22 protein-coding genes and 1 tRNA gene are annotated in these 22,554 nt (G+C 67.5%); 10 read left to right on the forward strand and 13 right to left on the reverse strand.

The features are described from left to right. Positions 1–38 precede the first annotated feature (38 nt). The 3 genes from AB4Z48_RS21925 to AB4Z48_RS21935 are packed head-to-tail and all read right to left on the reverse strand — an operon-like array spanning position 39 to position 3,314. The gene (locus AB4Z48_RS21925; RefSeq protein WP_441617804.1) at positions 39–2,108 is read right to left on the reverse strand and encodes a sensor histidine kinase; all 2,070 of its coding nucleotides are present in this window, start codon (positions 2,106–2,108) and stop codon (positions 39–41) included. Further along, positions 2,105–2,359 (reverse strand): PP0621 family protein, encoded by a 255-nt coding sequence (locus AB4Z48_RS21930; protein ID WP_441617806.1) that lies wholly within the window; start codon positions 2,357–2,359, stop codon positions 2,105–2,107. Before AB4Z48_RS21930 ends, AB4Z48_RS21925 begins: the two co-directional genes overlap by 4 nt. A gap of 7 nt (positions 2,360–2,366) precedes the next feature. Then, entirely contained in the window at positions 2,367–3,314 is a 948-nt protein-coding gene (locus AB4Z48_RS21935) for a cytochrome C assembly family protein (RefSeq protein WP_441617808.1), read from the reverse strand. Positions 3,315–3,416: 102 nt separating this feature from the next. Between AB4Z48_RS21935 and ffh the strand changes: the two genes are divergently transcribed. Both ffh and AB4Z48_RS21945 read left to right on the forward strand, forming a co-directional pair. Further along, the gene (gene ffh, locus AB4Z48_RS21940) at positions 3,417–4,811 is read left to right on the forward strand and encodes a signal recognition particle protein (protein ID WP_441617810.1); all 1,395 of its coding nucleotides are present in this window, start codon (positions 3,417–3,419) and stop codon (positions 4,809–4,811) included. Positions 4,812–4,860: 49 nt separating this feature from the next. After that, positions 4,861–5,403: a hypoxanthine-guanine phosphoribosyltransferase gene (locus AB4Z48_RS21945; RefSeq protein WP_441617812.1), complete on the forward strand. Its 543-nt coding sequence runs from the start codon at positions 4,861–4,863 to the stop codon at positions 5,401–5,403. Here AB4Z48_RS21945 and AB4Z48_RS21950 read toward each other — a convergent pair. The 6 genes from AB4Z48_RS21950 to AB4Z48_RS21975 all read right to left on the reverse strand — a co-directional run bounded on the left by AB4Z48_RS21950 (position 5,387) and on the right by AB4Z48_RS21975 (position 11,162). Further along, entirely contained in the window at positions 5,387–6,007 is a 621-nt protein-coding gene (locus AB4Z48_RS21950; protein WP_441617814.1) for a LysE family translocator, read from the reverse strand. The genes AB4Z48_RS21945 and AB4Z48_RS21950 overlap by 17 nt on opposite strands. 125 nt (positions 6,008–6,132) lie before the next feature. Then, positions 6,133–6,783 carry a LysE family translocator gene (locus AB4Z48_RS21955; protein ID WP_441617816.1) on the reverse strand — a complete coding sequence of 217 codons (651 nt, stop codon included), beginning with the start codon at positions 6,781–6,783 and terminating at the stop codon, positions 6,133–6,135. An 87-nt stretch (positions 6,784–6,870) separates the two neighbouring features. Beyond that, on the reverse strand, positions 6,871–7,734 hold the full coding sequence (locus tag AB4Z48_RS21960) for an AraC family transcriptional regulator (protein ID WP_441617818.1): 864 nt from the start codon (positions 7,732–7,734) through the stop codon (positions 6,871–6,873). Next, positions 7,734–8,681 carry a 2OG-Fe(II) oxygenase gene (locus AB4Z48_RS21965; protein ID WP_441617820.1) on the reverse strand — a complete coding sequence of 316 codons (948 nt, stop codon included), beginning with the start codon at positions 8,679–8,681 and terminating at the stop codon, positions 7,734–7,736. The genes AB4Z48_RS21960 and AB4Z48_RS21965 overlap by 1 nt, the downstream gene beginning before the upstream one ends. Beyond that, a complete protein-coding gene (locus tag AB4Z48_RS21970; protein ID WP_441617822.1) occupies positions 8,678–9,436 on the reverse strand; it encodes a lytic transglycosylase domain-containing protein in 759 nt (252 codons plus the stop codon). Before AB4Z48_RS21970 ends, AB4Z48_RS21965 begins: the two co-directional genes overlap by 4 nt. Positions 9,437–9,440: 4 nt before the next feature. After that, positions 9,441–11,162, reverse strand: a complete 1,722-nt coding sequence (locus AB4Z48_RS21975; RefSeq protein WP_441617824.1) for a proline--tRNA ligase — start codon at positions 11,160–11,162, stop codon at positions 9,441–9,443. A 186-nt stretch (positions 11,163–11,348) separates the two neighbouring features. On the opposite strand from AB4Z48_RS21975, the gene AB4Z48_RS21980 reads away from it, so the two are divergent. Together AB4Z48_RS21980 and AB4Z48_RS21985 are read left to right on the forward strand one after the other, a co-directional pair. Then, positions 11,349–12,029 carry an RNA pyrophosphohydrolase gene (locus AB4Z48_RS21980; protein ID WP_441617826.1) on the forward strand — a complete coding sequence of 227 codons (681 nt, stop codon included), beginning with the start codon at positions 11,349–11,351 and terminating at the stop codon, positions 12,027–12,029. Beyond that, positions 12,022–12,651 carry a CNP1-like family protein gene (locus tag AB4Z48_RS21985; protein WP_441617828.1) on the forward strand — a complete coding sequence of 210 codons (630 nt, stop codon included), beginning with the start codon at positions 12,022–12,024 and terminating at the stop codon, positions 12,649–12,651. Before AB4Z48_RS21980 ends, AB4Z48_RS21985 begins: the two co-directional genes overlap by 8 nt. 79 nt (positions 12,652–12,730) lie before the next feature. Here the strand turns inward: AB4Z48_RS21985 and proB are convergent, their stop codons facing one another. From proB to rplU, 4 genes are all read right to left on the reverse strand, one after another. Further along, positions 12,731–13,849, reverse strand: coding sequence for a glutamate 5-kinase (gene proB / locus AB4Z48_RS21990; protein WP_441617830.1), 1,119 nt, complete (start codon positions 13,847–13,849; stop codon positions 12,731–12,733). A gap of 68 nt (positions 13,850–13,917) precedes the next feature. Further along, positions 13,918–15,018, reverse strand: a complete 1,101-nt coding sequence (obgE, locus tag AB4Z48_RS21995; protein WP_441617832.1) for a GTPase ObgE — start codon at positions 15,016–15,018, stop codon at positions 13,918–13,920. 150 nt (positions 15,019–15,168) lie between these two features. Continuing rightward, positions 15,169–15,429, reverse strand: a complete 261-nt coding sequence (gene rpmA / locus AB4Z48_RS22000; protein WP_441617834.1) for a 50S ribosomal protein L27 — start codon at positions 15,427–15,429, stop codon at positions 15,169–15,171. Positions 15,430–15,493: 64 nt separating this feature from the next. Then, positions 15,494–15,805, reverse strand: a complete 312-nt coding sequence (gene rplU / locus AB4Z48_RS22005) for a 50S ribosomal protein L21 (RefSeq protein ID WP_006576525.1) — start codon at positions 15,803–15,805, stop codon at positions 15,494–15,496. A 570-nt stretch (positions 15,806–16,375) separates the two neighbouring features. On the opposite strand from rplU, the gene ispB reads away from it, so the two are divergent. The 6 genes from ispB (at position 16,376) to coaE (ending at position 22,370) form a co-directional block, all read left to right on the forward strand. Next, positions 16,376–17,305: an octaprenyl diphosphate synthase gene (ispB, locus tag AB4Z48_RS22010; RefSeq protein ID WP_441617925.1), complete on the forward strand. Its 930-nt coding sequence runs from the start codon at positions 16,376–16,378 to the stop codon at positions 17,303–17,305. 111 nt (positions 17,306–17,416) lie between these two features. After that, positions 17,417–17,493, forward strand: a tRNA-Pro gene (locus AB4Z48_RS22015). Positions 17,494–17,754: 261 nt separating this feature from the next. After that, positions 17,755–19,500 (forward strand): type IV-A pilus assembly ATPase PilB, encoded by a 1,746-nt coding sequence (pilB, locus tag AB4Z48_RS22020; protein WP_441617837.1) that lies wholly within the window; start codon positions 17,755–17,757, stop codon positions 19,498–19,500. 30 nt (positions 19,501–19,530) lie between these two features. Then, positions 19,531–20,796: a type II secretion system F family protein gene (locus tag AB4Z48_RS22025; protein WP_441617839.1), complete on the forward strand. Its 1,266-nt coding sequence runs from the start codon at positions 19,531–19,533 to the stop codon at positions 20,794–20,796. A 3-nt stretch (positions 20,797–20,799) separates the two neighbouring features. After that, positions 20,800–21,720, forward strand: a complete 921-nt coding sequence (locus AB4Z48_RS22030) for a prepilin peptidase (protein WP_441617841.1) — start codon at positions 20,800–20,802, stop codon at positions 21,718–21,720. Between the two features lie 38 nt (positions 21,721–21,758). Continuing rightward, a complete protein-coding gene (gene coaE / locus AB4Z48_RS22035; protein ID WP_441617843.1) occupies positions 21,759–22,370 on the forward strand; it encodes a dephospho-CoA kinase in 612 nt (203 codons plus the stop codon). The last annotated feature ends 184 nt before the right edge of the window (positions 22,371–22,554 follow it).

The following is a 22,554-nucleotide window of genomic DNA, read 5'->3' on the forward strand; positions in this document are numbered from 1 at the left end:
GCGGTCTGGCGGAACGGGATCGGCAGATCCGGGGCGAGTCAGCCGCCCGCCTGGTCCTGCGCATCGATGCGCAGGGTCAGGACAAAGGCCTTGGCCGGCAGTGTATCGCGTGCCGCCGGGGCCAGCATGCCGGTCTGCGCCAGCAGCGCGTCGAGCGAGATGGTGCCGTAGCGCACCTGGGCATCATTGGCGCCGCACAGCTCGCGTGCCATGAACAGGCCTAGGCCGGTGCCCTGCGCGTTGCTGGTGAAGAACGGCTCGAACAGCGTGCGCTGGTGTTCGCGCGACACTTCGACGCCGTCATTCCAGACGATCAGCTCGGCATGGTGCTGGTCCAGCGCGTGGGCCAGCAGGCGGATCGCGCCGGGCAGGCGGCTGCAATAGCGCCAGGCATTGTCGAGCAGGTTGCCCAGCACCTGCTGCAGTTGCGAAGGATCGAAGATGACCGGGCGTGCCACGTCCACCGTGACCCGCACCGCGTTGGCGTTGATCTCGGCCGGGCGCGGCGTGCGGCGCGCGCCGACCGGGTCATGGCTGGTCGAGCGGGCGCGCATTTCCAGCCGCCAGCGGCCAACGATCTCCGGCAGCGCCTGGTTCAGGTCCACCGCGGTGCGTTCGGTGCGCGGCCGGCGCGACATCTGCAGCACGTCCGACACCACCTGGTCGAGCCGCTGCACATTGTCATGGATGATGCGCAGCAGGCGCGCGTCGACATCGCCTTCGGGGCGCCCGCGGCTGGTCTCGGCAAGCAGCTCGCTGGCCTGGCTGATGGCGGCCAGCGGATTGCGGATCTGGTGCGCGACGCTGGCCACCAGCCGGCCCATGGCGGCCAGCTTCTCCTGCTGTACCTGCTCGGCGATGCGCTCCCAGCTTTCGATATGGACCAGCACGGTGTCGCGCATCTCGCTGCGCAGCAGCGCTTCGTCCTCGGGCCGCCAGGCCATGGCCTCGCTCTGCGCGATGGCCAGGCGCAGCCGCGCCGCCGCCTCAGGCGTGAGCTCGTTCCAGGTGGCCGTGTTCATGGCCTGCTGCGCGCTCAGCGAGACCGACAGCGACGAAGCGAAGGTCGAGCGCAGGCTGGCCAGCCCCGGCAGCAGGAAGCGCAGCCGCAGGCGCGTATGCAGGATCGGGCCGCGGGCCGACGAGGGCCGCGACGGCAGCGGCAGCAACTGCAGGATGCGTGGCGCATCATCCTTGCTGCGCACCCAGTCGCGCAGCATCTCCATAAGCGGCTGCAGGCGCGGGATCTGGCGCACGTCGAACAGCGCGTCGCGCCCGGTGCCGGGCGTGGCCGAAGGCTTGCCGCGCTCGGCCGGCTGCACGCCGAGCAGCACCACCGCGGCCGGGTTGGCGGCCACCACGGCGCCGTTGGCGCGCAGCAGCATCACGCCGTCCTGCATGTCGTTGACCATCAGCCGGTTGACCAGTTGCTGCAGGCGCAGCTCCTGCTCGCGCGCCAGCGCCAGGTGTTCCTGCGCAAGCTGGCGGTTGGCCAGCAGGTACATCAGCGACGCCGCGATCATGAACACCAGGCCGTACAGCCCCGAGCCCAGCAGGCCCGCATCGGCCTGGTGCAGCAGCAAGGTCTGCGCGAACGGGGCGCTCATCACCACCAGCGCCGAGGCCGCCGCGACCGACAGCGCGAACAGCAGGCTGGTGAGCGCGCCCGCCTGCAGCGCCGGCAGCAGGAAGATCATCGCCATGCCCTCGCCGCGATAGCCCTGGGCAAGGAAGATCAGGCCCAGCAGGACAAGGTCGGCCAGCACCTGCGCATGCACGCGCAGGTGAAAGCCGCGGCGCCACCACAGGGCGGCGGCGGCCATGGCAAGCGCCATCACGGCATAGGGCACGGCCAGCGGCAGCGACGCCAGGCCGTGGCCCACCGCCACGGCCAGCCGCTCGCTCTCGGCGCGCTGGGACGGCAGCCAGGCGTAGCCGAGCAGGAGCAGGGCCACCGCCAGCCGGGTCCAGGAGAAATAGCGCAGCAGTCGCCAGTGGAATTCCGGCGGTTCCGGTCGCTGCCACATGGCGGCGACGATGTGCCAGGCCTTGAGGCCGGGCCCTGGCGAGGACGTGGGCGTGGACGAGAGCGCGGCGGGTCTCTTCATGCGGCGGGATTGTCCGCGTCGCTGTCGGCCGGCAGGTGGGCACGCCGGCAATAATGCAGGCCGCGGTAGGCGATGGCTTCGCCGCGCGGCAGGTGCACGGCGCAGTACGCGCATTGCACCATGGCCTCCTGCGGCGCCGCGGGCTGGCGCGGCCGCACGGTGTCTTGCCCGGCCTGGCGCCGTTCCGCGCGCTGGCGCAACCACCAGAAGAAGCCCAGCAGCACGGCCAGGACTAGAAGGATGCGTGCCATGCCGGGTTCAGAGTCGGTGCAGGATGACTTCGATGACGAAGCGGCTGCCCACGTAGGCCAGCAGCAGGATGCCGAAGGACGCGATCACCCAGCGCAGGGCCGTGCGTCCGCGCCAGCCGTAGAAGGTGCGTCCGGCCAGGATGCCGGCGAACATCACCCAGGACAACAGTGCGAACACGGTCTTGTGGTCCAGCCGGAAGGCGCGCCCGAACAGTTGCTCGGAGAACAGCAGGCCCGACAGGATGGTCAGCGTCAGCAACACGAAGCCGGCGCCGATCAGCCGGAACAGCAGTTTCTCCAGCGTCAGCAGCGGCGGCAGCAGGTCCAGCCAGCGCCCCATCCATTGCGCCGAATCCTCGCCCTGCCCACCCTGCCCGGACTGCCTGCCATGGGGTGCGCGGTTGAAGCCGTGCAGCCGGCGCTCGGCCAGCAGCATCAGGAAGGCGTGGAAGGCGGCAAGCGTGAACAGCCCGTAGGCCACGTTGGCAATGACGAAATGCAGCTTGAACAGCGGCGCCGCCGCGTAGCCCAGGATCTGCGCGCCGGGAAAGGCCAGCGGGATCAGGCTGGCCAGCATCGCCACCGGGAACACGATCAGCCCGAGCCCGGCCAGCGAAAAGAAGAAGCTCTCTATCCAGTAGATGCCCACGCCCAGCCACAGCATGGCCGAGAGCGCGAAGGCAAAGCCGAACATCATGCGGTCGGCCGGGAAGATGGTCTCGTGCAGCAGCAGCCCGTGGCTGGCCAGCGCGGCCAGCATCAGCGCGTGCCACCAGGCCGGGCGCGCCTCGGCGCGCCCCCCGCCTGCGCCTTGCAGCAGCACGGTAGCTGCCGCGCCCCCCAGGGCGCCGCTGGCGGCGCCGGCAGCCGATAGCTGCGGGTTGCGCGTCGCCCAGCCATGAAAGGCCAGGCCGCAATAGAGAAGTGCCGTCAAGGCATACAGTACAATGGCCATTTGCACAGTTTACCTTAGCGCCCCGCCCCGGTGGCGCCCCGCTTGAGCCGGGCCCGACGCCAGCCTCAAGCCTCGATAAAGCCTATCCCCCGGACTTCTGCCATGCTGGACAATCTCACTCAACGCCTGGCGCGGGTCGTCAAGACCATGCGCGGCGAGGCTCGCCTGACCGAAGCCAATACCGCCGAAATGCTGCGCGAAGTGCGCCTGGCCATGCTGGAGGCCGACGTCGCCCTGCCGGTGGTGCGCGAATTCATCGCCCGCGTGAAGGAAAAGGCGCTGGGCGAGGACGTGGTTTCCAGCCTCACCCCCGGCCAGGCGCTGGTGGGCGTGGTGCAGCGCGAGCTGACCGCGGTCATCGGCGGCGTGGAAAGCCTCTCGGCCGGCGACAAGAGCGGCGAGCTCAACCTGGCCGTGCAGCCGCCCGCGATCATCCTGATGGCCGGCCTGCAGGGTGCGGGCAAGACCACCACCGTGGGCAAGCTGGCCAAATGGCTCAAGGAAAACAAGAAGAAGAAGGTCCTGACGGTATCGTGCGACGTGTACCGCCCCGCCGCCATCGCCCAGCTCAAGACCGTCTCGGAGCAGGTCGGCGCCGACTTCTTCCCTTCCCAGCCCGACCAGAAGCCGGTGGACATCGCCCGCGCCGCGGTCGACTGGGCCCGCAAGCACTACCATGACGTGCTGATCGTCGACACCGCCGGGCGCCTCGGCATCGACGAGGTGATGATGCAGGAAATCACCGCGCTGCACGCCGAGCTCAAGCCCGCCGAAACGCTCTTCGTGGTCGACGCCATGCTGGGCCAGGACGCGGTCAACACCGCGCGCGCCTTCCATGACGCGCTGCCGCTCACCGGCGTGGTGCTCACCAAGCTGGACGGCGATGCACGCGGCGGCGCCGCGCTGTCGGTGCGCCATATCACCGGCCGGCCGATCAAGTTCGTCGGCGTCGGCGAAAAGCTCGACGGGCTCGAGCCCTTCTACCCCGATCGCATGGCCCAGCGCATCCTGGGCATGGGCGACATCCTCGCGCTGGTCGAGGAAGCCCAGCGCGGCGTGGACATGGAAGCCGCCGAAAAGCTGGCCAAGAAGATCAAGAAGACCGGCGACTTCGACCTGGAAGACTTCAAGGCCCAGATCGGCCAGATGCGCAAGATGGGCGGCCTGGGCAGCCTGGTGGACAAGCTGCCGGCCCAGTTCGCCCAGCAGGCCCAGGGCGCCAACATGGACGTGGCGGAAAAGCAGGTGCGCCGCATGGAGGGCATCATCAACAGCATGACCGCCGCCGAGCGCGCCAAGCCGGATCTGATCAAGGCCAGCCGCAAGCGCCGCATCGCCACCGGCGCCGGCGTGCCGGTGCAGGAAGTCAACCGCCTGCTCAACCAGTTCGACCAGATGCAAGGCATGATGAAGAAGCTCAAGGGCGGCGGCATGATGAAGATGATGCGCTCGATGGGCGGCATGAAGGGCGGCATGAAGGGCCTCTTCAACCGCTGAGCGGCCACCGGTAGCTACCTACAAGACAGTCAGAGACAGGATCGACATCATGATGAGCGCCGAACAGGCCCGCGAACTGTGGGCCAACTCCGAGGAAATCGTCAGCGCGCAAGCCGTGCATGAGTCGCTGGACCGCATGGCGGCCGAGATCACGGAAAAGATGGGCGACACCTTTCCGCTGGTGCTGTCGGTGATGGGCGGCGCCGTGGTCTTCACCGGCATGCTGCTGCCCAAGCTGGCGTTCCCGCTGGAGTTCGACTACATCCACCTCTCGCGCTACAACAACAAGACGGTGGGCGGCGAGATGCAATGGCGCGTGGCGCCGCGCGAGTCCGTCAAGGGCCGCACCGTGCTGGTGCTGGACGACATCCTCGACGAAGGCGAGACCATGGCGGCGATCCGCCAGCGCATCATGGACATGGGCGCCACCAACGTCTACGCGGCGGTGCTGTGCGAGAAGGCGCTGCAGAAGGCCAAGCCCATGCACCCCGATTTCTGCGGCTTCACCGTGCCGGAGCGCTATGTCTTCGGCTGCGGCATGGACGCCCACGGCTACTGGCGCAACCTGCCCGCCATCAGGGCCTTGCGCTGAGGATCGGCCACAGCGAGGCCAGCAGCAGCAGCGCCATCGCCACGTTGAACAGGCGCAGCACACGCGGCTGCGCCAGCCAGCGCCGCATGGCCGAGCCGAACACCGCCCACATTGCCACGCTGGGCAGGTTGATCACGGCAAACATCCCGGCCAGCAACAGCACGTTGAGCCACACATTGCCGTCCAGCACATAAGTGCTGCACGCGCCCACCGCCATCACCCACGCCTTCGGGTTGACCCACTGGAACGCCGCGGCCTGCAGGAAGCCCATCGGCCGCGCCACCTGGCGCTCCTGCAGCCCGCCCGAGGTAGCCAGCTTCCAGGCCAGCCACGCCAGATAGAGGGCTGCCACCACGCGCAGCACGGTCCAGGTCCAGGGCAAGGCGGCGAACAGCGAACCCAGCCCGAGCCCCACCACGGCCACCATCAGCGCGAAACCGGCGCTGATGCCGAGGATGTGCGGCACGGTGCGGGCAAAGCCGAAGTTCACGCCCGAAGCCAGCACCATGGTGTTGTTGGGACCGGGCGTGATCGACGAGACCAGCGCGAACAAGGCGAAAGCGGCAAACACGCCGGATCCGGCGGCGAACGGGGGCACGACCATGACTGACTCCATCTGGGACAACGATGCAAGCCAGTCTAGCCAGATGACTCAGTACAGTACCGGTACAGTTGACCTGAAAACTGGCAGTACGGGCACGAGCACCTGCGCCCGGCGTTTGCGAAGGCTCAGGCCCCAGCCCGCAAGGCATGCAGGGCCACCAGCAGCGCGATGCCCCACAGCACCAGCCCCGTCACCCGCTCCACGCCGCGCACCGAACGCGCGAAGCGCGCGCGCACCGGCGGCAGCCGTACCCCCCAGGCCACCAGCAGGTCCCAGCCGAAGACCACGGCAAACATCCACAGGCCGTAGCCGAACTGCGCCACGATCGGCGTGCGGCTGCCGGCCAGCATGGAAAACAGGCTGGCGTAGAACAGCCCGTTCTTCGGGTTGAGCGCGGCCGACAGGAAGCCGGTGGCGAACTGCGCCGCGTAGTCGCCCGGCGGCGGCGACCCGCCGGCCTGCGCCAGCGAGGTCTCGCCGCCCGAGCGCAGCAGCCGCCAGCCGAGCCACGCCAGGTACAGGCAGCCGCCCCACTGCAGCAGCATGAACAGCCCGTGGCTCGCGCGCGTGGCCGCCAGCCCGGCCATCGCCAGCGCGATGAACAGGCCGTTGCCCAGCGCGATGCCGAGGCAGACGGCGCTGGCACGGGCCACGCCGTGCACCAGCGAGCTGCGCACCACCAGGAAGAAATCGGGCCCCGGGCTGAGCAGCGCGAGGAAGTGCGCGCCCGCCACCAGGGCGAATTGGCCGAAGCCCGCTGCGACGAGGAAATCCATGCTGGTCCTTTCGTGAAAGGCAGCCAGTGTGGGCGGCGCGGCAGGCAGGTGTATTGGAGAAAATTGCACGCGGTGGCCCGCGCGGGCTCAGCCGGCGCGGCGCTGGAAGCCGCGCGGCGTGAGCGCGACGCGCTGCTTGAAGGCGCGCTGGAAATGGCTCTGGTCGGAAAAGCCCAGCATCTGGGCGATGTCCGCCGGCGCGCCGCCCGCCTGCAACAACAGGCGCGCGTGGTTGATGCGCAGGTCGAGCTGGTAAGCGTGCGGGGTCATGCCGGTCTCGGCGCGGAAGGCGCGGATCAACTGGTAGCGGCTCATGCCGGCGCTGCGCGCCATCTCGGCCAGYGGCAGCGGCTCGGCATGGCGCTCGCGCAGGGTCGCCACCAGGCCGGCCAGGCGCCCGCGCTCGCCGGGCGCAGGCGGCGCGCCGACGGACTGGCGCCGGTCGTCGCCGCCGAACAGCGCCGCGACAAACCCGGCCAGCGCGGCTTCCTTGCGGGCGCCCGGCGCCGCCGAGAACAGCAGGCGGTTGAGCGCGCACAGGCCCGCGTAGGTGTCGGCGGCGCTGGTGACGCGCACGCGCGCCAGCGCCGCCGGCAAAGCAGGCGCCACGCCGCCTGCGGCCAGCGCCGCGGCCGCCCATGCCGGGTCGATGTGCAGCATCTGGTAGCTCCAGCACCCATCCGGCGCCGGGTTGCACGCGTGTACCTGCCCGGCCGGGATGACCACCACGTCACCCGGCGACAGGCGCACCGCTCCCGCCTGTGTGCTGAACATGCTGTGGCCGCCGTCGACGGCGCCGATCGACAGGGTGGGATGGGTATGCGGCAGGTAGGCCGCGCCGCTGTCGCTGGCGCAGCGGCTTTCGACGAAGGGCATGGCCGGGTCGGACCAGTAGCGACCGGGCTGCATGCCCGCCGGCCCTTGCGCCGTCCGGTAGATCGCCCGGGGCATCACCCGGTCCGGTAGGGCCGCTCGCGCAGCCATTTGGTGGCGATCCATTTCTCGCCTTCCTCGACCGGCAGGCCGGCGTGCAGGGTGCGCTCGTCCAGCGTGCCGTCGGACTTGCGGTAGCTGAAATAGACCGCGTTGCCCTTCACCGGCGCCACCTCGAGGCCGAGCTTGGGGAAACCGGTGGCGCCGCCCGCGGGCGGGCTGTTGAGATAGATCACGAGCGTGGCGATGCGCTGCCCGCCCACCCTGAGCTGGCGCGCCTCGCCGGGGCGCTGCGGATTGAAGAAATCGTAGTGTGGCTGGTACTCGCCGCCGGGCTTGTAGTTGAGGATCTGCAGGCCCTCGCCGCGCTCCGCGGCAATGCCGGTCACGGTGGCGATGCAGTCCTCGATGCGCTCGATCAGCGGATGCTCGCCCACCTGGAACATCGCCCCCATGCTGGTGCGCGCATCGATCAGGTTCTCGTCGCCGGTGTCGGGGTTGATCACCGGCGAGCGCGCCAGGCGGCCGCGCGCCAGCGCCACCAGGGCGTCGCAATCGGCATCGGTCAGCAATTGCTGGAACAGCACCACGCGCGGCGCGGACAGCGCGAACAGGATCGGGATGTCGCGCCCGGCATGGTGCGCGGCGTTGCGGGCGGGGAAATTGGCGGCGCGATCGCGGGCCTCGGCAGGAGGTTGCGGCTTGCCGGCGGACTGGCCGGTGTCCGTTTCGCCCCCGGCGCTCTCGCCCCGGGCCACGCCGCGCGTCGCCGCCAGCGCGACACCCACCGTGGTCCGCGCGAAGGCGGGATCGTAGCCCGACTGGCACATCGACTGCACCAGCGCTTCGGCACCGAAGCCTTGCGCGATATGGCGCTGCAGCCAGCGCTCGAGGTCCGGCGAGGAACTGGCGTAGCCGGGCTTGCCGGCGCCGCTGCCGCCACCGGTCGTGCCAGGCGTGCTCATGAGGGATTGGCCAGCCGCTGCGGCGAGAACGGATTACGCGATGGCGCCTCCGGCGGCAGCGCGCGCGCGCGCGCCGCCGTGCCGGGATCGGCTTCGCCGGCCACGGTCACGGTGGCCTCGGAATACTGCCAGCGCTTCCACGCCGCCAGCACCGCATGGGGATACTCGGGCCGGCCGCGGCTGCCGTTATAGCGCCCCAGCGCCAGGAACAGGTCGCCCTGCTCGCGGTCCAGGTAATGGCGCAGGATGGTGCAGCCGTAGCGCAGGTTGCTCTGCAGGTGGAACAGCTTGCGCGCATCGCCGTCGCCGATGCTGCGCGACCAGAACGGCATGACCTGCATCAGCCCGCGCGCGCCTGCCCCGCTGATCGCGTACTTGCGGAAATTGCTCTCGACCTGCACCAGCCCGAGCACCAGCGAAGGTTCCAGGCCGGCACGCTTGGCCTCGTAGTAGGCGGTCTCGATCAGCTCGATGCGCACCTGCGGCTCGGGGATGCGCGCGGCGAGCCGGTGCGACATCTCCTCCAGCCATTTCACGTAGGCCAGCTGCTCGCCGCCGGTGGCGAAAGCCGGGCGCAGCGGGCGGCTGTCGGCGATGGCCGCGGCCAGCGCGCCGCGCACGGAGTCGGCCAGGTCTTCTTCCTTCTGGGCGCCCGCATGCGCAGCCGCGCTGAGCACAAGCAGCAAAGCCGCGCCGGCCTGCGCCAGGCGCAGATGACGGCAGCGAGCGCCAAGGCTGCGGCCCGGGGCGCGCATGGGCTCAGGCGGACAGCAGGCCGCGCACGTGCCCGACCACGTCCGCCAGCGGCAGTTGCGTGGCCTCGGCGTCGCGCCGCCCCTGGTATTCGACGCGGCCTTCCTTCAGGCCACGGTCGCCCACCACCACGCGGTGCGGCACGCCGATCAGCTCCCAGTCGGCGAACATGGCGCCGGGGCGTTCGCCGCGGTCGTCCAGGATCACATCGACGCCGGCTGCCAGCAGTTCGGCGTGGATGCGGTCGGCTTCGGCCTTCACGGCCTCGGAACGGTCATAGCCAACCGGGCAGATCACCACCGCGAACGGGGCGATGGCGGCCGGCCAGATGATGCCGCGCTCGTCGAAGTTCTGCTCGATGGCCGCACCCAGGATGCGGGTCACGCCGATGCCATAGCAGCCCATCTGCATCGGCTGGGTCTTGCCGTTCTCGTCCAGGAAGGTGGCGCCCATCGACTCGGAATAGCGCGTGCCGAGCATGAACACATGGCCCACCTCGATGCCGCGGCAGATTTCCAGCGTGCCCTTGCCGTCCGGCGAGGCGTCGCCGGCCACCACGTTGCGCAGGTCGGCGACGAGCGGTTCCGGCAGGTCGCGGCCCCAGTTCACGCCGGTCAGGTGATAGTCCTTTTCATTGGCGCCGCAGACGAAGTCGCTCATATTGGCAACGGTGCGGTCCGCCACCACCTTGATGGGCTTCTTGGCGCCGATCGGGCCCAGGTAGCCCGGCGGCGTGCCGAAGGTCTCGACGATCTCGGCCTCGGTGGCGAAGCGGAACTCGGCCAGGCCTTGTACCTTGGAAGCCTTGACCTCGTTGAGCTCGTGGTCGCCGCGCAGCAGCAGCAGCCAGATCTGCGCGCCGGCCTCGCCGTCGGTGGCCAGCACGAGCGACTTGATCGTGCGCGCCAGCGGGATGCCCAGCAGTTCTGCCACGTGCTCGCACTTGGCCTTGCCCGGGGTGGGCGTATTCACCATGTCTTGCGCCGGCGCGGCGCGCTGGGCCAGCAGCGGCAGGGCCTCGGCCGCTTCCATGTTGGCGGCGTAGTCCGAGGTGGGGCAATAGACGATGGCATCCTCGCCGGTGTCGGCGATGACGTGGAACTCATGCGAGCCGGAGCCGCCGATGGCGCCGTTGTCCGCCGCCACGGCGCGGAACTCCAGGCCGAAGCGCTGGAAGATGCGCACATAGGCGTCGAACATCTTGTCGTAGGACACCTTGAGCCCGGCCGTGTCGCGGTCGAAGGAATAGGCATCCTTCATGGTGAACTCGCGCCCGCGCATGATGCCGAAGCGCGGCCGGCGCTCGTCGCGGAACTTGGTCTGGATCTGGTAGAAATTGACCGGCAGCTGCTTGTAGCTGCGGATTTCGCTGCGGGCGATGTCGGTGACCACCTCCTCGGAGGTGGGCTGCACGGCGAAATCGCGTTCGTTGCGGTCCTTCAGGCGCAGCAGCTCGGGCCCCATCTTGTCCCAGCGGCCGGTTTCCTGCCACAGCTCGGCCGGCTGGATCACCGGCATCGACAGCTCGACCGCGCCGGCGCGGTTCATTTCCTCGCGCACGATGTTTTCCACCTTGCGGATCACCCGCAGGCCCACCGGCATGTAGTTATAGATGCCGGCGCCGAGCTTCTTGATCATGCCGGCGCGCATCATCAGCTTGTGCGAGACGATTTCCGCGTCGGAAGGGGCTTCCTTGAGGGTGGAAATGAAGAATTGCGAGGCTTTCATCCGTTGCTTTCTCGTGAGGCCATGTCCGCTGCCGCAAGCCGCGGGCGGAGGATGGCGCGAATCCGTTGCGCGCGTGCGCCTGAAACAGCGCTTTTTGCTCGGGGAAAACCAGCACCCCGTTGCATAAAGCCGCATTACGCGCTTCCTTTATAATCGACGTAATTCTAAAGGATTCGAGGTGCAGTCATGCTCGATCGTGAAGGCTTTCGCCCGAACGTCGGCATCATCCTCATCAACGCACGGAACGAGGTGTTCTGGGGCAAGCGTATCGGCGAACATTCGTGGCAGTTTCCTCAAGGCGGCATCAAATACGGCGAAACGCCGGAACAGGCGATGTACCGCGAGCTACATGAAGAAGTCGGTCTGCTGCCCGAGCATGTCAGGATTGTCGGTCGCACGCGCGACTGGCTGCGTTATGAGGTGCCGGACAAGTTCATCCGCCGCGAAATCCGCGGCCATTACAGGGGACAGAAGCAAATCTGGTTTCTGTTGCGCATGGCGGGCCGCGATTGCGACATCCGCCTGCGTGCCACCGACCACCCGGAGTTCGATGCCTGGCGCTGGAGCCACTACTGGGTGCCGCTCGATGCGGTCATCGAGTTCAAGCGCGAGGTGTACCAGCTCGCGCTGAACGAGTTGTCCCGCTTCCTGCAGCGCAATACCCGCGCGCCACTGAGCCCTTACGGCACGCATGGCGCGCACGGCAGGCATTTGCCGGCGCGCCCGGGATCTGCCTACGCGACACCTGACGCACATGCCGACGGCATCGCCCACCTGGCGCACGGCAACCAGGACCACCACGCCCACGAACAGGGCGCAACATCGCCGGCCGACCCGGCGTCCACAGAACGGAGTACCGATGATTGAATCTGCCGGCCGGGGCTTGCGCGCCCGGCTGCCCGCCGCCTGCCTGCTGGCGGCAATGTTGTCCCTGGGCCTGGCCGGCTGCGGCAGCGCCCCCACCTACACCAAGGTGGATCCGGACGCCGACCAAGAGGACTACACGCCCAAGAAGGAATTCAGCCTGCTCGATCCGTTCGGCCCGCGCCAGTTCAACGAGGTCGCGACCCAGCTGCCGGCGCCGCCGCAGGACGCCGACCTGATCCCGTTCGAAGTCAGCCCGACCGGCAACTTCAACTTCTGGGTGGATGCCAAGTCGATTTCGGTCGGCGTGGACGGCGCCGTGCGCTACACCGTGGTCATCACCGGCCCGAGCGGCGTGCGCACCACCAGCTTCGAGGGCCTGCGCTGCGATTCGTACGAGCGCAAGCTGTTCGCCACGCTGCCCAAGGGTGCCAAGGAATGGGTGCGCAACGGCAGCGACGACCGCGACGGCTGGATCCGCATCGTCAACGGCGTGCGCAACAACTACGCCGGCGCGCTGGCCACCGATTTCTTCTGCGAAGGACGCTCCGCGTCCGGCAAGGCACAGGACATCGTCAAGCAACTGCGTGGCGAAGCGCCGCGCAAGAGCCTGAACGTGCGCTGACACGCGCCGGCCACGCGCCGGTGCGAAGCAAAAAGGGCTGCACGATGTGCAGCCCTTTTTGCTTGCCCCGCCCGCCCCCTCAGACCAGCACGAGGTTGTCCCGATGGATCAGTTCGTGCTCGTTCTGGTGGCCCAGCACGCGCTCGATCTCCGAGGACGGCTTGCGGGCGATCAGGCGGGCCTCGGCGCTGGAGTAGTTGGTGATGCCGCGCGCCACTTCGCGCCCGCCCGCGTCGACGCAGGCGATGACCTCGCCGCGCGCGAATTCACCTTCCACCTCCACCACGCCGATCGGCAGCAGCGATTTGCCGCCGCTGGTGAGCTTTTCGACCGCGCCGGCGTCGATTACCACGCGCCCGCGCATCTGCAGGTGATCGGCCATCCATTGCTTGCGCGCGTTCAGGCGGCCCGTCGGCGCCAGCAGCTGGGTGCCGATGCCTTCGCCGCCGGCCAGCCGCTCCAGCACATTGGCTTCGCGCCCCGAGGCGATCACGGTATGCGCGCCCGACTTGGCGGCGCGCTTGGCGGCCAGGATCTTGGTCAGCATGCCGCCGCGCCCGATCGAGGTGCCGGCGCCGCCGGCCATGGCCTCGAGTTCCGGCGCGCCGGCCAGCGCCTCGTCCACGAAGGCGGCCTGCGGGTCGCGGCGCGGGTCGGCGGTGTACAGGCCGCGCTGGTCGGTCAGGATCACCAGCGCATCGCCCTCGATCAGGTTGGTGACCAGCGCGCCGAGGGTGTCGTTGTCGCCGAACTTGATTTCGTCGGTGACCACGGTGTCGTTCTCGTTGATGATGGGCACTACGCCGAGCGACAGCAGGGTCAGCAGGGTCGAGCGCGCATTGAGGTAGCGCTCGCGGTCGGCCAGGTCGGCGTGGGTCAGCAGCACCTGCGCGGTGCGGATGCCGTAGCGGCCGAACTGGCTTTCGTAGACCTGCGCGAGCCCCATCTGGCCCACCGCGGCGGCGGCCTGCAATTCGTGGATTTCCTTGGGGCGCCGCACCCAGCCCAGGCGCTGCATGCCCTCGGCAATGGCGCCGGAGCTGACCAGCACGACTTCCTTGCCGGCCATGCGCAGCTTGGCGATCTGGGCCGCCCAGCGCGCGATGGCGTCGTGATCGAGCCCCTTGCCGTCGTTGGTCACCAGGCTGGACCCGACCTTCACGACGATACGTTTTGCCTGGGCGATGACCGATTGCATGGCGGGATCCTGTCTCCTGGGTACTTCCTGGGTGATGCCGTTATTGTCAGTGGCGGGCCGCGCCTGGCTCAGTCCTGCGCGTTGCCGCCCTGGTCGATATTGTGCAGGCGCTCGTCGAAACGGATGTCCGGTTCCTCGAGTGCAGCCGCTTCCTCGGCCTTGATCGCGGCGAGGTGGTCCTTGATCGCGTAGATCAGCTCGCGGCAGCCTTCGCCGGTCAGGGCGGAGATGCGGAACACCGGGCCCTTCCATTTGTAGCGCTTGACGAAGTCCTTCGCGCGCTTTTCGCGCTCTTCCTCGGGCACCACGTCGAGCTTGTTGAGCACCAGCCAGCGCGGCTTGTCGTAGAGGCTCTCGTCGTATTTCTTCAGCTCGTTGACAATGGCGCGCGCTTCCGCCACCGGATCCACGTTCTCGTCGAACGGCGCCAGGTCGACGATATGCAGCAGCAGCCCGGTGCGCTGCAAGTGACGCAGGAACTGGTGGCCCAGTCCGGCGCCCTCGGCCGCGCCTTCGATCAGGCCGGGGATGTCGGCCACCACGAAGGACTGCTCGTGGTCGACCCGCACCACGCCCAGGTTGGGATGCAGCGTGGTGAAGGGGTAGTCGGCCACCTTCGGGCGCGCGTTGGAAATATGCGAGATCAGCGTCGACTTGCCGGCGTTGGGCATGCCCAGCAGGCCAACGTCGGCCAGCACTTTCAGTTCGAGCTTGATCATGCGGCGCTCGCCCGGCTTGCCGTCCACCTGCTGGCGTGGCGCGCGGTTGGTGCTGGACTTGAAGTGCAGGTTGCCCCAGCCGCCCATGCCGCCCTCGGCCAGGCAGACGGTCTGGCCGTGCTCGGTCAGGTCGGCGATCAGGTCGCCGGTATCCATGTCCAGGATCTGCGTGCCGACCGGCATGCGCAGCGTCACGTCCTCGCCGCCCGCGCCGTAGCAGTCCGCGCCGCGGCCGTTCTCGCCGTTGCGCGCCACATGCTTCTTGGCGTAGCGGAAATCGATCAGGGTGTTGATGTTGCGGTCCGCCACTGCGAACACGCTGCCGCCACGGCCGCCATCGCCACCGTCCGGGCCGCCGAAAGGCACGAACTTCTCGCGCCGCATCGATGCGCTGCCGTTGCCGCCATTGCCGGCAATGACTTCAATTCTGGCTTCGTCGATGAACTTCATGATGACCTTCCGTGGTGGAGCGGCCGCAAGACGTGCGTCCGGCCGGGATGGCAGGAGACACGGGCGCGGCGAATGGCGACGATGTCATTGTCGCCAGAAATGAAAAAGCCCCGCAAGTACTGCGGGGCCTTCGTGCTGCAAAGGCGGTGATCAGGCTGCCGGAACGACGCTGACCTGCTGCTTCTTGGCAGCGCCCTTGACGGCGAACTGCACGTGACCGTCGACCAGGGCAAAGAGGGTGTGGTCCTTGCCAATGCCAACGTTCTCGCCCGGGTGCACGCGGGTACCGCGCTGACGCACGATGATGCTGCCGGCGTTGATGGCCTGGCCACCAAACACCTTGACGCCCAGACGCTTCGATTCGGAATCGCGGCCGTTCCGTGTGGAACCGCCGCCCTTTTTCTGTGCCATGACTAACTCCTGTCGCTTTTACTTTACCTAGTTACGCTTGATTTCGATGATCGCTGAGCAAGGCTCAGGCAACGATCGCTTCGATGCGCAGCTCGGTGTAATTTTGACGATGGCCCTGACGCTTTTGATAGTGCTTGCGACGGCGCATCTTGAAGATCTTCACTTTATCGTGACGACCTTGGGAGATAACGGTAGCCTTGACGGAAGCCCCGCTAACCAGCGGCGTGCCAAATTTGATTTGGTCGCCTGCGCCCACTGCGAGCACCTGGTCGAGCGTGATTTCTGCGCCAATGTCTGCCGGTATCTGTTCTACTTTAAGTTTTTCGCCAGCAGCAACCTTATATTGCTTGCCGCCGGTTTTTACGACCGCGTACATTGTCGAACCTCTCGATGTGAAATAAAACGCCGAAAGCCAATGCCAGCTTGCCCTGGCGCCCGTTCGCCCCGCGTGGTGCGGGATGAAGCCGGCAGCCCGGACAGCCCAATTGGCGCCGGTTATCTCCCGCCGGCGCAACCGCAAACAACGCAAAGCGGCCGGAGGAAACCCGTGATTCTATATGAGATCCGGGAAAAGTACAAAGAAAACAGGCACATAGCTAGCCCGGCGCCGCCGGGCGCACATTGTGCCGGCGAGCGGGAGGTGGCGGCTCAGATCAGGTCGGCCAGCAGGAACCCCGCCAATGCGGCGAAGGCGGCCCACCAGGCGGTGCGCCGCAGCCGGCGGCGCGAAGCGGCATCTCGATCGGTCATGCCCGCATTATAGGCCGCGGGGCGGCTCGCCGGACCCGCTGGCCCGCGGGCAGCAAGCCGCCTGCGACGTGGCGGCACCCCCCGTTCAGGGGACATACATACACCCGCATCGCTTATAATCGGCGGGTTTTGCGTAACGGTGAACATCTTGTCCCAGTCTTCCGCCACTGCCTTGCTTGCCCCGGTCGCTGCCGACATGCGCGCCGTTGATTCGGTTATCCGCCAGCGCCTCGCTTCGGAAGTGCCGCTGATCGAACAGATCGGCGAGTACATCATCAGCGCGGGCGGCAAACGCCTGCGCCCCGTGATCCTGCTGCTGTCCGCGCGGGCCTTCGGCTACGACGGCCATCGTCACCACGACCTGGCCGCGGTGGTGGAGTTCATCCACACCGCCACCCTGCTGCACGACGATGTCGTCGACGAGTCCGAGCTGCGCCGCGGCCGCGAGACCGCCAATGCGGTGTTCGGCAACGCCGCCAGCGTGCTGGTCGGCGACTTCCTCTACTCGCGCGCCTTCCAGATGATGGTGGACGCCGGCAGCATGCGCATCATGGAGATTCTCTCCAACGCCACCAACGTGATCGCCGAAGGCGAGGTCCTGCAGTTGCTGAACATGCATGACCCCGACGTCACCGTGGAGCGCTACCTGCAGGTGATCCGCTACAAGACGGCCAAGTTGTTCGAGGCCTCGGCCCAGCTCGGCGCCGTGCTGGCCGGCGCCGACGCCGCCACCGAGGAAGCCGCCGCCGAATACGGCCGCCGCATCGGCACCGCCTTCCAGCTGATCGACGACATGCTGGACTACACCGCCAGCGCCGAGCAGATGGGCAAGAACGCCGGCGACGACCTGCGCGAGGGCAAGCCCACCCTGCCGCTGCTGCATCTGATGGAGCATGGCACCGCCCAGCAGCGCACGCTCGCCCGCGAAGCCATCCTGCAGGGCGGCACCGAGCACTTCGATGCCGTATTCGCGGCGATCCACGACTGCGGCGCGCTGGAAGTCACCTTCCAGGCCGCGCAGCGCGAGGCCGAGGCGGCGGAGAAAGCCGCCCGGCTGTTCCCCGAATCGCCGCTGAAGCAGACGCTCATCGACCTGTGCGCGTTCTCGCTGCAACGCCAGTCCTGAACGCGGAACACACGGAATGCGCAGCTACCCCTTCCCAAGCGGAAAAAAGGCTGCTAAACTTTTGTTCTTTCTCGCAGCAACAATATTTCTGGCGCGGCGATAAAAACAAAACGGGGTGTAGCTTAGCCTGGTAGAGCGCTACGTTCGGGACGTAGAGGCCGGAGGTTCGAATCCTCTCACCCCGACCAGTTTCACGGTCGACAAGACCGTAAGAGAAAAAGCCGCACAGCAATGTGCGGCTTTTTTTCGTCTGGCCCCCGTCTGGCGCGCCTTTATTCGGCGCCATCGATTTCCCGGCCAGCCTGCCCTCCCCCCGCGCAAGTAGGGTTGCGCCCGTGTCGCGCAAACGCCAACGCCGGTCCCGCCTCGCCTTTACAAAAAGTGACCCCGCCGGCAAACTGCCCCGATTCGGGGTCCTTCGGTCGCTTGCCGGCCGTTAGTTTTTTGCCATGACACTTGGTCTAGCTCTTGCACAGAGCCGGCGCATCGCGCCGGCCCTGCTCGCCCAGCTTGAACAGTCGGCACGAGAAAAAAAGTCGCAGCTGATCGACGAGATCATCGCCAGCGGCACCATGACTGCACATGATGTGGCGATCTTCGCGGCTGATAAATATCAGCTGCCGCTGATCGATCTGAATCAGTACAACCTCAACAAGGTGCCGCCGACGCTGGCGGGCAACCGCGAGTTCCACGCGCACCGGCTGCTGCCGCTGGGCCGGCGCGAGAACCGGCTGTTGCTGGCGCTGTCCGACCCGGGCAACCAGGCCGGACTCGACGCCATCAAGCAGAAGTACAACCTGCCGGTGGATGCGGTCGTGGTCGAGCACGACAAGCTCATGCAATATGTGCGCTCGGCCAGCGACGACAGCGGCGGCACGCTCAAGTCGCTCACGCCGGTGCAGGCTGAGCAGAAGAGGATCGAGTACGACCCGGTCGCTTCCGCCGCCGCGCTGCGCAACAAGACCGCAGGCGATATCGACGACGCGCCGGTGGTGCGCTTCCTCCATAAGCTGCTGACCGAAGCCTTCCACCGCGGCGCCTCCGACCTGCACTTCGAGCCATTCGAGACCTTCTACYGGATCCGCTTTCGCGTCGACGGGGTGCTGCAGGAAGTGGCACGCCCGCCGCTCGACATCCGCGACAAGATCGCCACCCGCATCAAGGTGCTGTCGCGCCTGGACATCTCCGAGAAGCGCGTGCCGCAGGACGGCCGCATGAAGCTGCTGATCGCGCTGCCCAAGGACAAGAACGCCGACAAGGACAGCAAGGAAGCGAAGGAAGTCGTGGAGAAGGCGATCGACTTCCGCGTCTCCACGCTGCCGACCCTGTTCGGCGAGAAGATCGTGATCCGGATCCTGGAGTCGTCCTCCGACAAGCTGGACATCGACCAGCTCGGCTACGAGCCGGCGCAGAAGGCGATGCTGCTGGAAGTCATCAAGCGTCCCTACGGCATGGTGCTGGTAACCGGCCCCACCGGCAGCGGCAAGACGGTGTCGCTGTACACCTTCCTGAACCGCCTCAACCAGGACGACATCAATATTTCCACGGCGGAGGATCCGGCGGAAATCCAGTTGCCCGGCATCAACCAGGTCAACGTGAACGACAAGGCGGGCCTGACCTTCGCCGCCGCGCTGCGCTCGTTCCTGCGGCAGGATCCCGACATCATCATGGTCGGCGAAATCCGCGACCTGGAAACCGCCGACATTTCGATCAAGGCCGCGCAGACCGGTCACCTGGTGTTCTCCACCTTGCACACCAACGATGCGCCGACCACGCTCACGCGCCTGATGAACATGGGCGTGGCGCCATTCAACATCGCCTCGAGCGTGCTCATGATCACGGCGCAGCGGCTGGCGCGCCGCCTGTGCACCTGCAAGCGGCCCGGCGATCTGGCGCCCGAGGTGCTGATCGATGCAGGCTTCCGGGAACAGGATCTCGACGGTAGCTGGCAGCCTTACCACCCGGTCGGGTGCGAGCGTTGCAACGGCAGCGGCTACAAGGGCCGCTGCGGCATCTACCAGGTAATGCCCATCACCGAGGCCATGCAACAGATCATCCTGGCGCACGGCTCGGCGTTGCAGATCGCCGAACAGGCGCGTCGCGATGGCGTGCTATCGTTGCGCGAAGCCGGCCTGGCGAAGGTGAAACTGGGTGTCACCTCGCTGGAAGAAGTGCTGGCCACAACCAATATGTAAAACAACAAAGAATGTCATTAGGGGTCAATCATGGCGACACGCGCACCAGCCGCCGCCGCTCGCAAGGCGGCTGCGCCCAAGGGGAAATCGGGGCGTAAAGCGCCCACGCAGTACATCTTCGAGTGGGAAGGCAAGGACCGCAAGGGCAAGGCCTTCTCGGGCGAGCTGCGTGCCGAGAGCCAGGCCGAGGTCAACGCCACGCTGCGCAAGCAGGGCCTCACCGTCGTCAAGCTCAAGAAGCGGCGCGCCGCGCGCGGGCGCAAGATCACCGAGAAGGACATCGCGTACTTCACGCGCCAGCTCTCGACCATGCTCAAGGCCGGCATCCCGCTGCTGCAGTCGATCGACATCATCGCGCGCGGCCACGCCAACCCCAACTTCACCCAGCTGCTGTCCGAGATCCGCTTCGACATCGAATCCGGCAGCAGCATGGCGCAGGCCTTCCGCCGCCACCCGCGCTATTTCGACACGCTCTACTGCAACCTGATCGATGCCGGCGAACAGGGCGGTATCCTCGACGCCCTGCTGGAGCGCCTGTCGCTCTATATGGAAAAGACCATCGCGCTGAAAAGCCAGATCAAGTCGGCCATGATCTACCCGATCGCGGTGCTGACGGTGGCCTTCGCCGTGACGGTGATCCTGATGATCTTCGTGATCCCGGCGTTCAAGGGCGTGTTCTCGAGCTTCGGCGCCAACCTGCCCGCGCCGACCCTGGCCGTGATCGCCATGTCGGACTTCTTCGTCGACAACTGGTACATCGTGATCGGCGTGCCGATCTTCGGCATCGGGCTCTATGTGCGCAGCCTGAAACGCTCGGAGAAGGTGCAGCGCGCCAGCGACCGCATGCTGCTCAGGCTGCCGATCTTCGGCTCGCTGTTCCGCAAGGCCGTGATCGCGCGCTGGACGCGCACGCTGGCCACCATGTTCGCCGCCGGCACGCCGCTGGTGGAGTCGATGGAATCCGTGGCCGGTGCCGCCGGCAACTGGGTCTACTACGACGCCACCAAGGAGATCGAGCAGTCGGTGCGCATCGGCACCAGCCTGACCAACGCCATGCAGGCCACCCATGTGTTCGACAACATGGTCCTGCAGATGACGCAGATCGGCGAGGAATCCGGCGCGCTGGACAATATGCTGCTGAAGGTGGCCGAGTTCTACGAGCGCGAGGTGGACGACGCCGTGGCCGCCATCTCCAGCCTGATCGAGCCGCTCATCATCGTGGTGCTGGGCGTGCTGATCGGCGGCATGGTGGTGGCGATGTATCTTCCGATCTTCAAACTGGGACAGGTGGTCTAAGGCATGCAGTGGCTGTTTTCGACGGACGGCGCCGCTGGCGCGATCTCCTCGCTGGCGGCGCCCGCGCACGCCATCGAAACGCTGGCGGTGCTGCCGCCCGGGTTCCTGCTTGCCGGCGCCGCGCTGCTCGGCCTGATGGTCGGCAGCTTCCTCAATGTGGTGGTGCACCGCCTGCCGCGCATGATGGAGTACGACGAGGCCAACTACATCGCCTCGCTGCGCGATGATCCGCTGCCCCACCCCGACACCTATAACCTGATGGTGCCGCGCTCGGCCTGCCCGCATTGCGGCCACGCGATCGGCGCGCTGGAGAACATCCCGGTGCTGAGCTACCTGGTGCTGCGCGGGCGCTGCTCGGCCTGCGGCGCGCCCATCGGCAAGCGCTATCCGCTGGTCGAGGCCGGCACCGCGCTGCTCACCGCGCTGGCCGCCGCCCACTTCGGGCCGACCTGGCAGGCGCTGGCGGCCATCGCCCTGATCTGGGCCCTGATCGCCCTCACCCTGATCGACGCCGACACCCAGTTGCTGCCGGACCAGATCACCCTGCCGCTGCTGTGGCTGGGCCTGCTGCTGAACCTGGGTGGCCTGTTCGCGCCGCTGGCCGATGCCGTGATCGGTGCGGCCGCGGGCTACCTGCTGCTATGGACGGTCTACTGGGTGTTCAAGCTGCTGCGCGGCAAGGAAGGCATGGGATACGGCGACTTCAAGCTGATGGCGGCGCTGGGCGGCTGGTTCGGCTGGCAGGCGCTGCCGGCGCTGGTACTACTGTCGTCAGTGGTGGGACTGGTATTCGCCCTTGCCAATATCGCGCTGCGCCGGCAGGATCGCGATACGCATTTCGCCTTCGGCCCCTATATCGCCGGCGCCGGCATGCTGGTGCTGTTCTTCGGCGCCAATGTGCTGCCGCTGGGCATCGCAGGCTGACCGGCACGCCGCCAACCCACGCAAGCCTCGAGATAGACATGCTGCAAATCGGACTGACCGGAGGCATCGGCTCCGGCAAGACCCGCGTGGCGGACCTGTTCGCCGCGCGCGGCGCCGCCCTGATCGACACCGACCTGCTCGCGCACGAGATCACCGCGCCGGGCGGCCTGGCCATTCCCGCGCTGCGCGAAGCCTTCGGCCCCGGCTGCCTGCGCGCGGACGGCGCAATGGACCGCAACGCCATGCGCGAACTGGTGTTTGCCGACCCGGCCGCCAAGGCGCGGCTCGAAGGCATCACCCATCCGCTGATCCGCCAGCTGACCGAAAGCCGCGCCGCCAGCATCCGTGCGGCGGCACTGCATCCCTATCTCATCTACGTGGTGCCGTTGCTGGTCGAGTCTGGCTCATGGGCGGCGCGCGTGGACCGTGTGCTGGTGGTCGACTGCAGCGAAGCCACGCAGGTGGCCCGCGTGATGGCGCGCAACGGCTTCACGCGCGAACAGGTCGAGGCGATCATGGCCAGGCAGGCCCGACGCGGCGAGCGCCTGGCCCGTGCCGACGACGTGGTCGACAACGATGGCCCGGCCGACGCCCTCGCCCCGCAAGTGGAACGGCTCGACCGGCTCTACCGCAGCCTCGCCCCCGGCTGAGCACCGGCCATACCCGGTGGCGCGCGATGCACCTTTAGTCGGCCGTTTCGTTGTCGCCATACACGGACTCGCATAGAATGCGCTGGATACACGCGGGAAATGGCCGCATACTGGCCGGATCGCGGGTCCGCCCCGATCGGTCCTTTCGACTCCCTGCCAATCTGCCCCTGCTGCCCGGACATAT

Source organism: Cupriavidus sp. 2TAF22, from assembly GCF_052115045.1.
Taxonomy (GTDB): domain Bacteria; phylum Pseudomonadota; class Gammaproteobacteria; order Burkholderiales; family Burkholderiaceae; genus Cupriavidus.

What these genes read in the sequence shown, in the direction of transcription:
- AB4Z48_RS21980 (WP_441617826.1), top strand. Translation starts at nt 11,349, where the DNA reads ATGCTCGATCGTGAAGGCTTTCGCCCGAACGTCGGCATCATCCTCATC.
- AB4Z48_RS22030 (WP_441617841.1), top strand. Translation starts at nt 20,800, where the DNA reads ATGCAGTGGCTGTTTTCGACGGACGGCGCCGCTGGCGCGATCTCCTCG.
- AB4Z48_RS21975 (WP_441617824.1), bottom strand. Translation starts at nt 11,162, where the DNA reads ATGAAAGCCTCGCAATTCTTCATTTCCACCCTCAAGGAAGCCCCTTCC.
- AB4Z48_RS21930 (WP_441617806.1), bottom strand. Translation starts at nt 2,359, where the DNA reads ATGGCACGCATCCTTCTAGTCCTGGCCGTGCTGCTGGGCTTCTTCTGG.
- proB (WP_441617830.1), bottom strand. Translation starts at nt 13,849, where the DNA reads ATGCAATCGGTCATCGCCCAGGCAAAACGTATCGTCGTGAAGGTCGGG.
- AB4Z48_RS21970 (WP_441617822.1), bottom strand. Translation starts at nt 9,436, where the DNA reads ATGCGCGCCCCGGGCCGCAGCCTTGGCGCTCGCTGCCGTCATCTGCGC.
- ispB (WP_441617925.1), top strand. Translation starts at nt 16,376, where the DNA reads ATGCGCGCCGTTGATTCGGTTATCCGCCAGCGCCTCGCTTCGGAAGTG.
- AB4Z48_RS21985 (WP_441617828.1), top strand. Translation starts at nt 12,022, where the DNA reads ATGATTGAATCTGCCGGCCGGGGCTTGCGCGCCCGGCTGCCCGCCGCC.
- AB4Z48_RS21965 (WP_441617820.1), bottom strand. Translation starts at nt 8,681, where the DNA reads ATGAGCACGCCTGGCACGACCGGTGGCGGCAGCGGCGCCGGCAAGCCC.
- obgE (WP_441617832.1), bottom strand. Translation starts at nt 15,018, where the DNA reads ATGAAGTTCATCGACGAAGCCAGAATTGAAGTCATTGCCGGCAATGGC.
- AB4Z48_RS21925 (WP_441617804.1), bottom strand. Translation starts at nt 2,108, where the DNA reads ATGAAGAGACCCGCCGCGCTCTCGTCCACGCCCACGTCCTCGCCAGGG.
- AB4Z48_RS21945 (WP_441617812.1), top strand. Translation starts at nt 4,861, where the DNA reads ATGATGAGCGCCGAACAGGCCCGCGAACTGTGGGCCAACTCCGAGGAA.
- ffh (WP_441617810.1), top strand. Translation starts at nt 3,417, where the DNA reads ATGCTGGACAATCTCACTCAACGCCTGGCGCGGGTCGTCAAGACCATG.
- AB4Z48_RS21950 (WP_441617814.1), bottom strand. Translation starts at nt 6,007, where the DNA reads ATGGTCGTGCCCCCGTTCGCCGCCGGATCCGGCGTGTTTGCCGCTTTC.
- rplU (WP_006576525.1), bottom strand. Translation starts at nt 15,805, where the DNA reads ATGTACGCGGTCGTAAAAACCGGCGGCAAGCAATATAAGGTTGCTGCT.
- AB4Z48_RS22025 (WP_441617839.1), top strand. Translation starts at nt 19,531, where the DNA reads ATGGCGACACGCGCACCAGCCGCCGCCGCTCGCAAGGCGGCTGCGCCC.
- rpmA (WP_441617834.1), bottom strand. Translation starts at nt 15,429, where the DNA reads ATGGCACAGAAAAAGGGCGGCGGTTCCACACGGAACGGCCGCGATTCC.
- AB4Z48_RS21955 (WP_441617816.1), bottom strand. Translation starts at nt 6,783, where the DNA reads ATGGATTTCCTCGTCGCAGCGGGCTTCGGCCAATTCGCCCTGGTGGCG.
- coaE (WP_441617843.1), top strand. Translation starts at nt 21,759, where the DNA reads ATGCTGCAAATCGGACTGACCGGAGGCATCGGCTCCGGCAAGACCCGC.
- AB4Z48_RS21935 (WP_441617808.1), bottom strand. Translation starts at nt 3,314, where the DNA reads ATGGCCATTGTACTGTATGCCTTGACGGCACTTCTCTATTGCGGCCTG.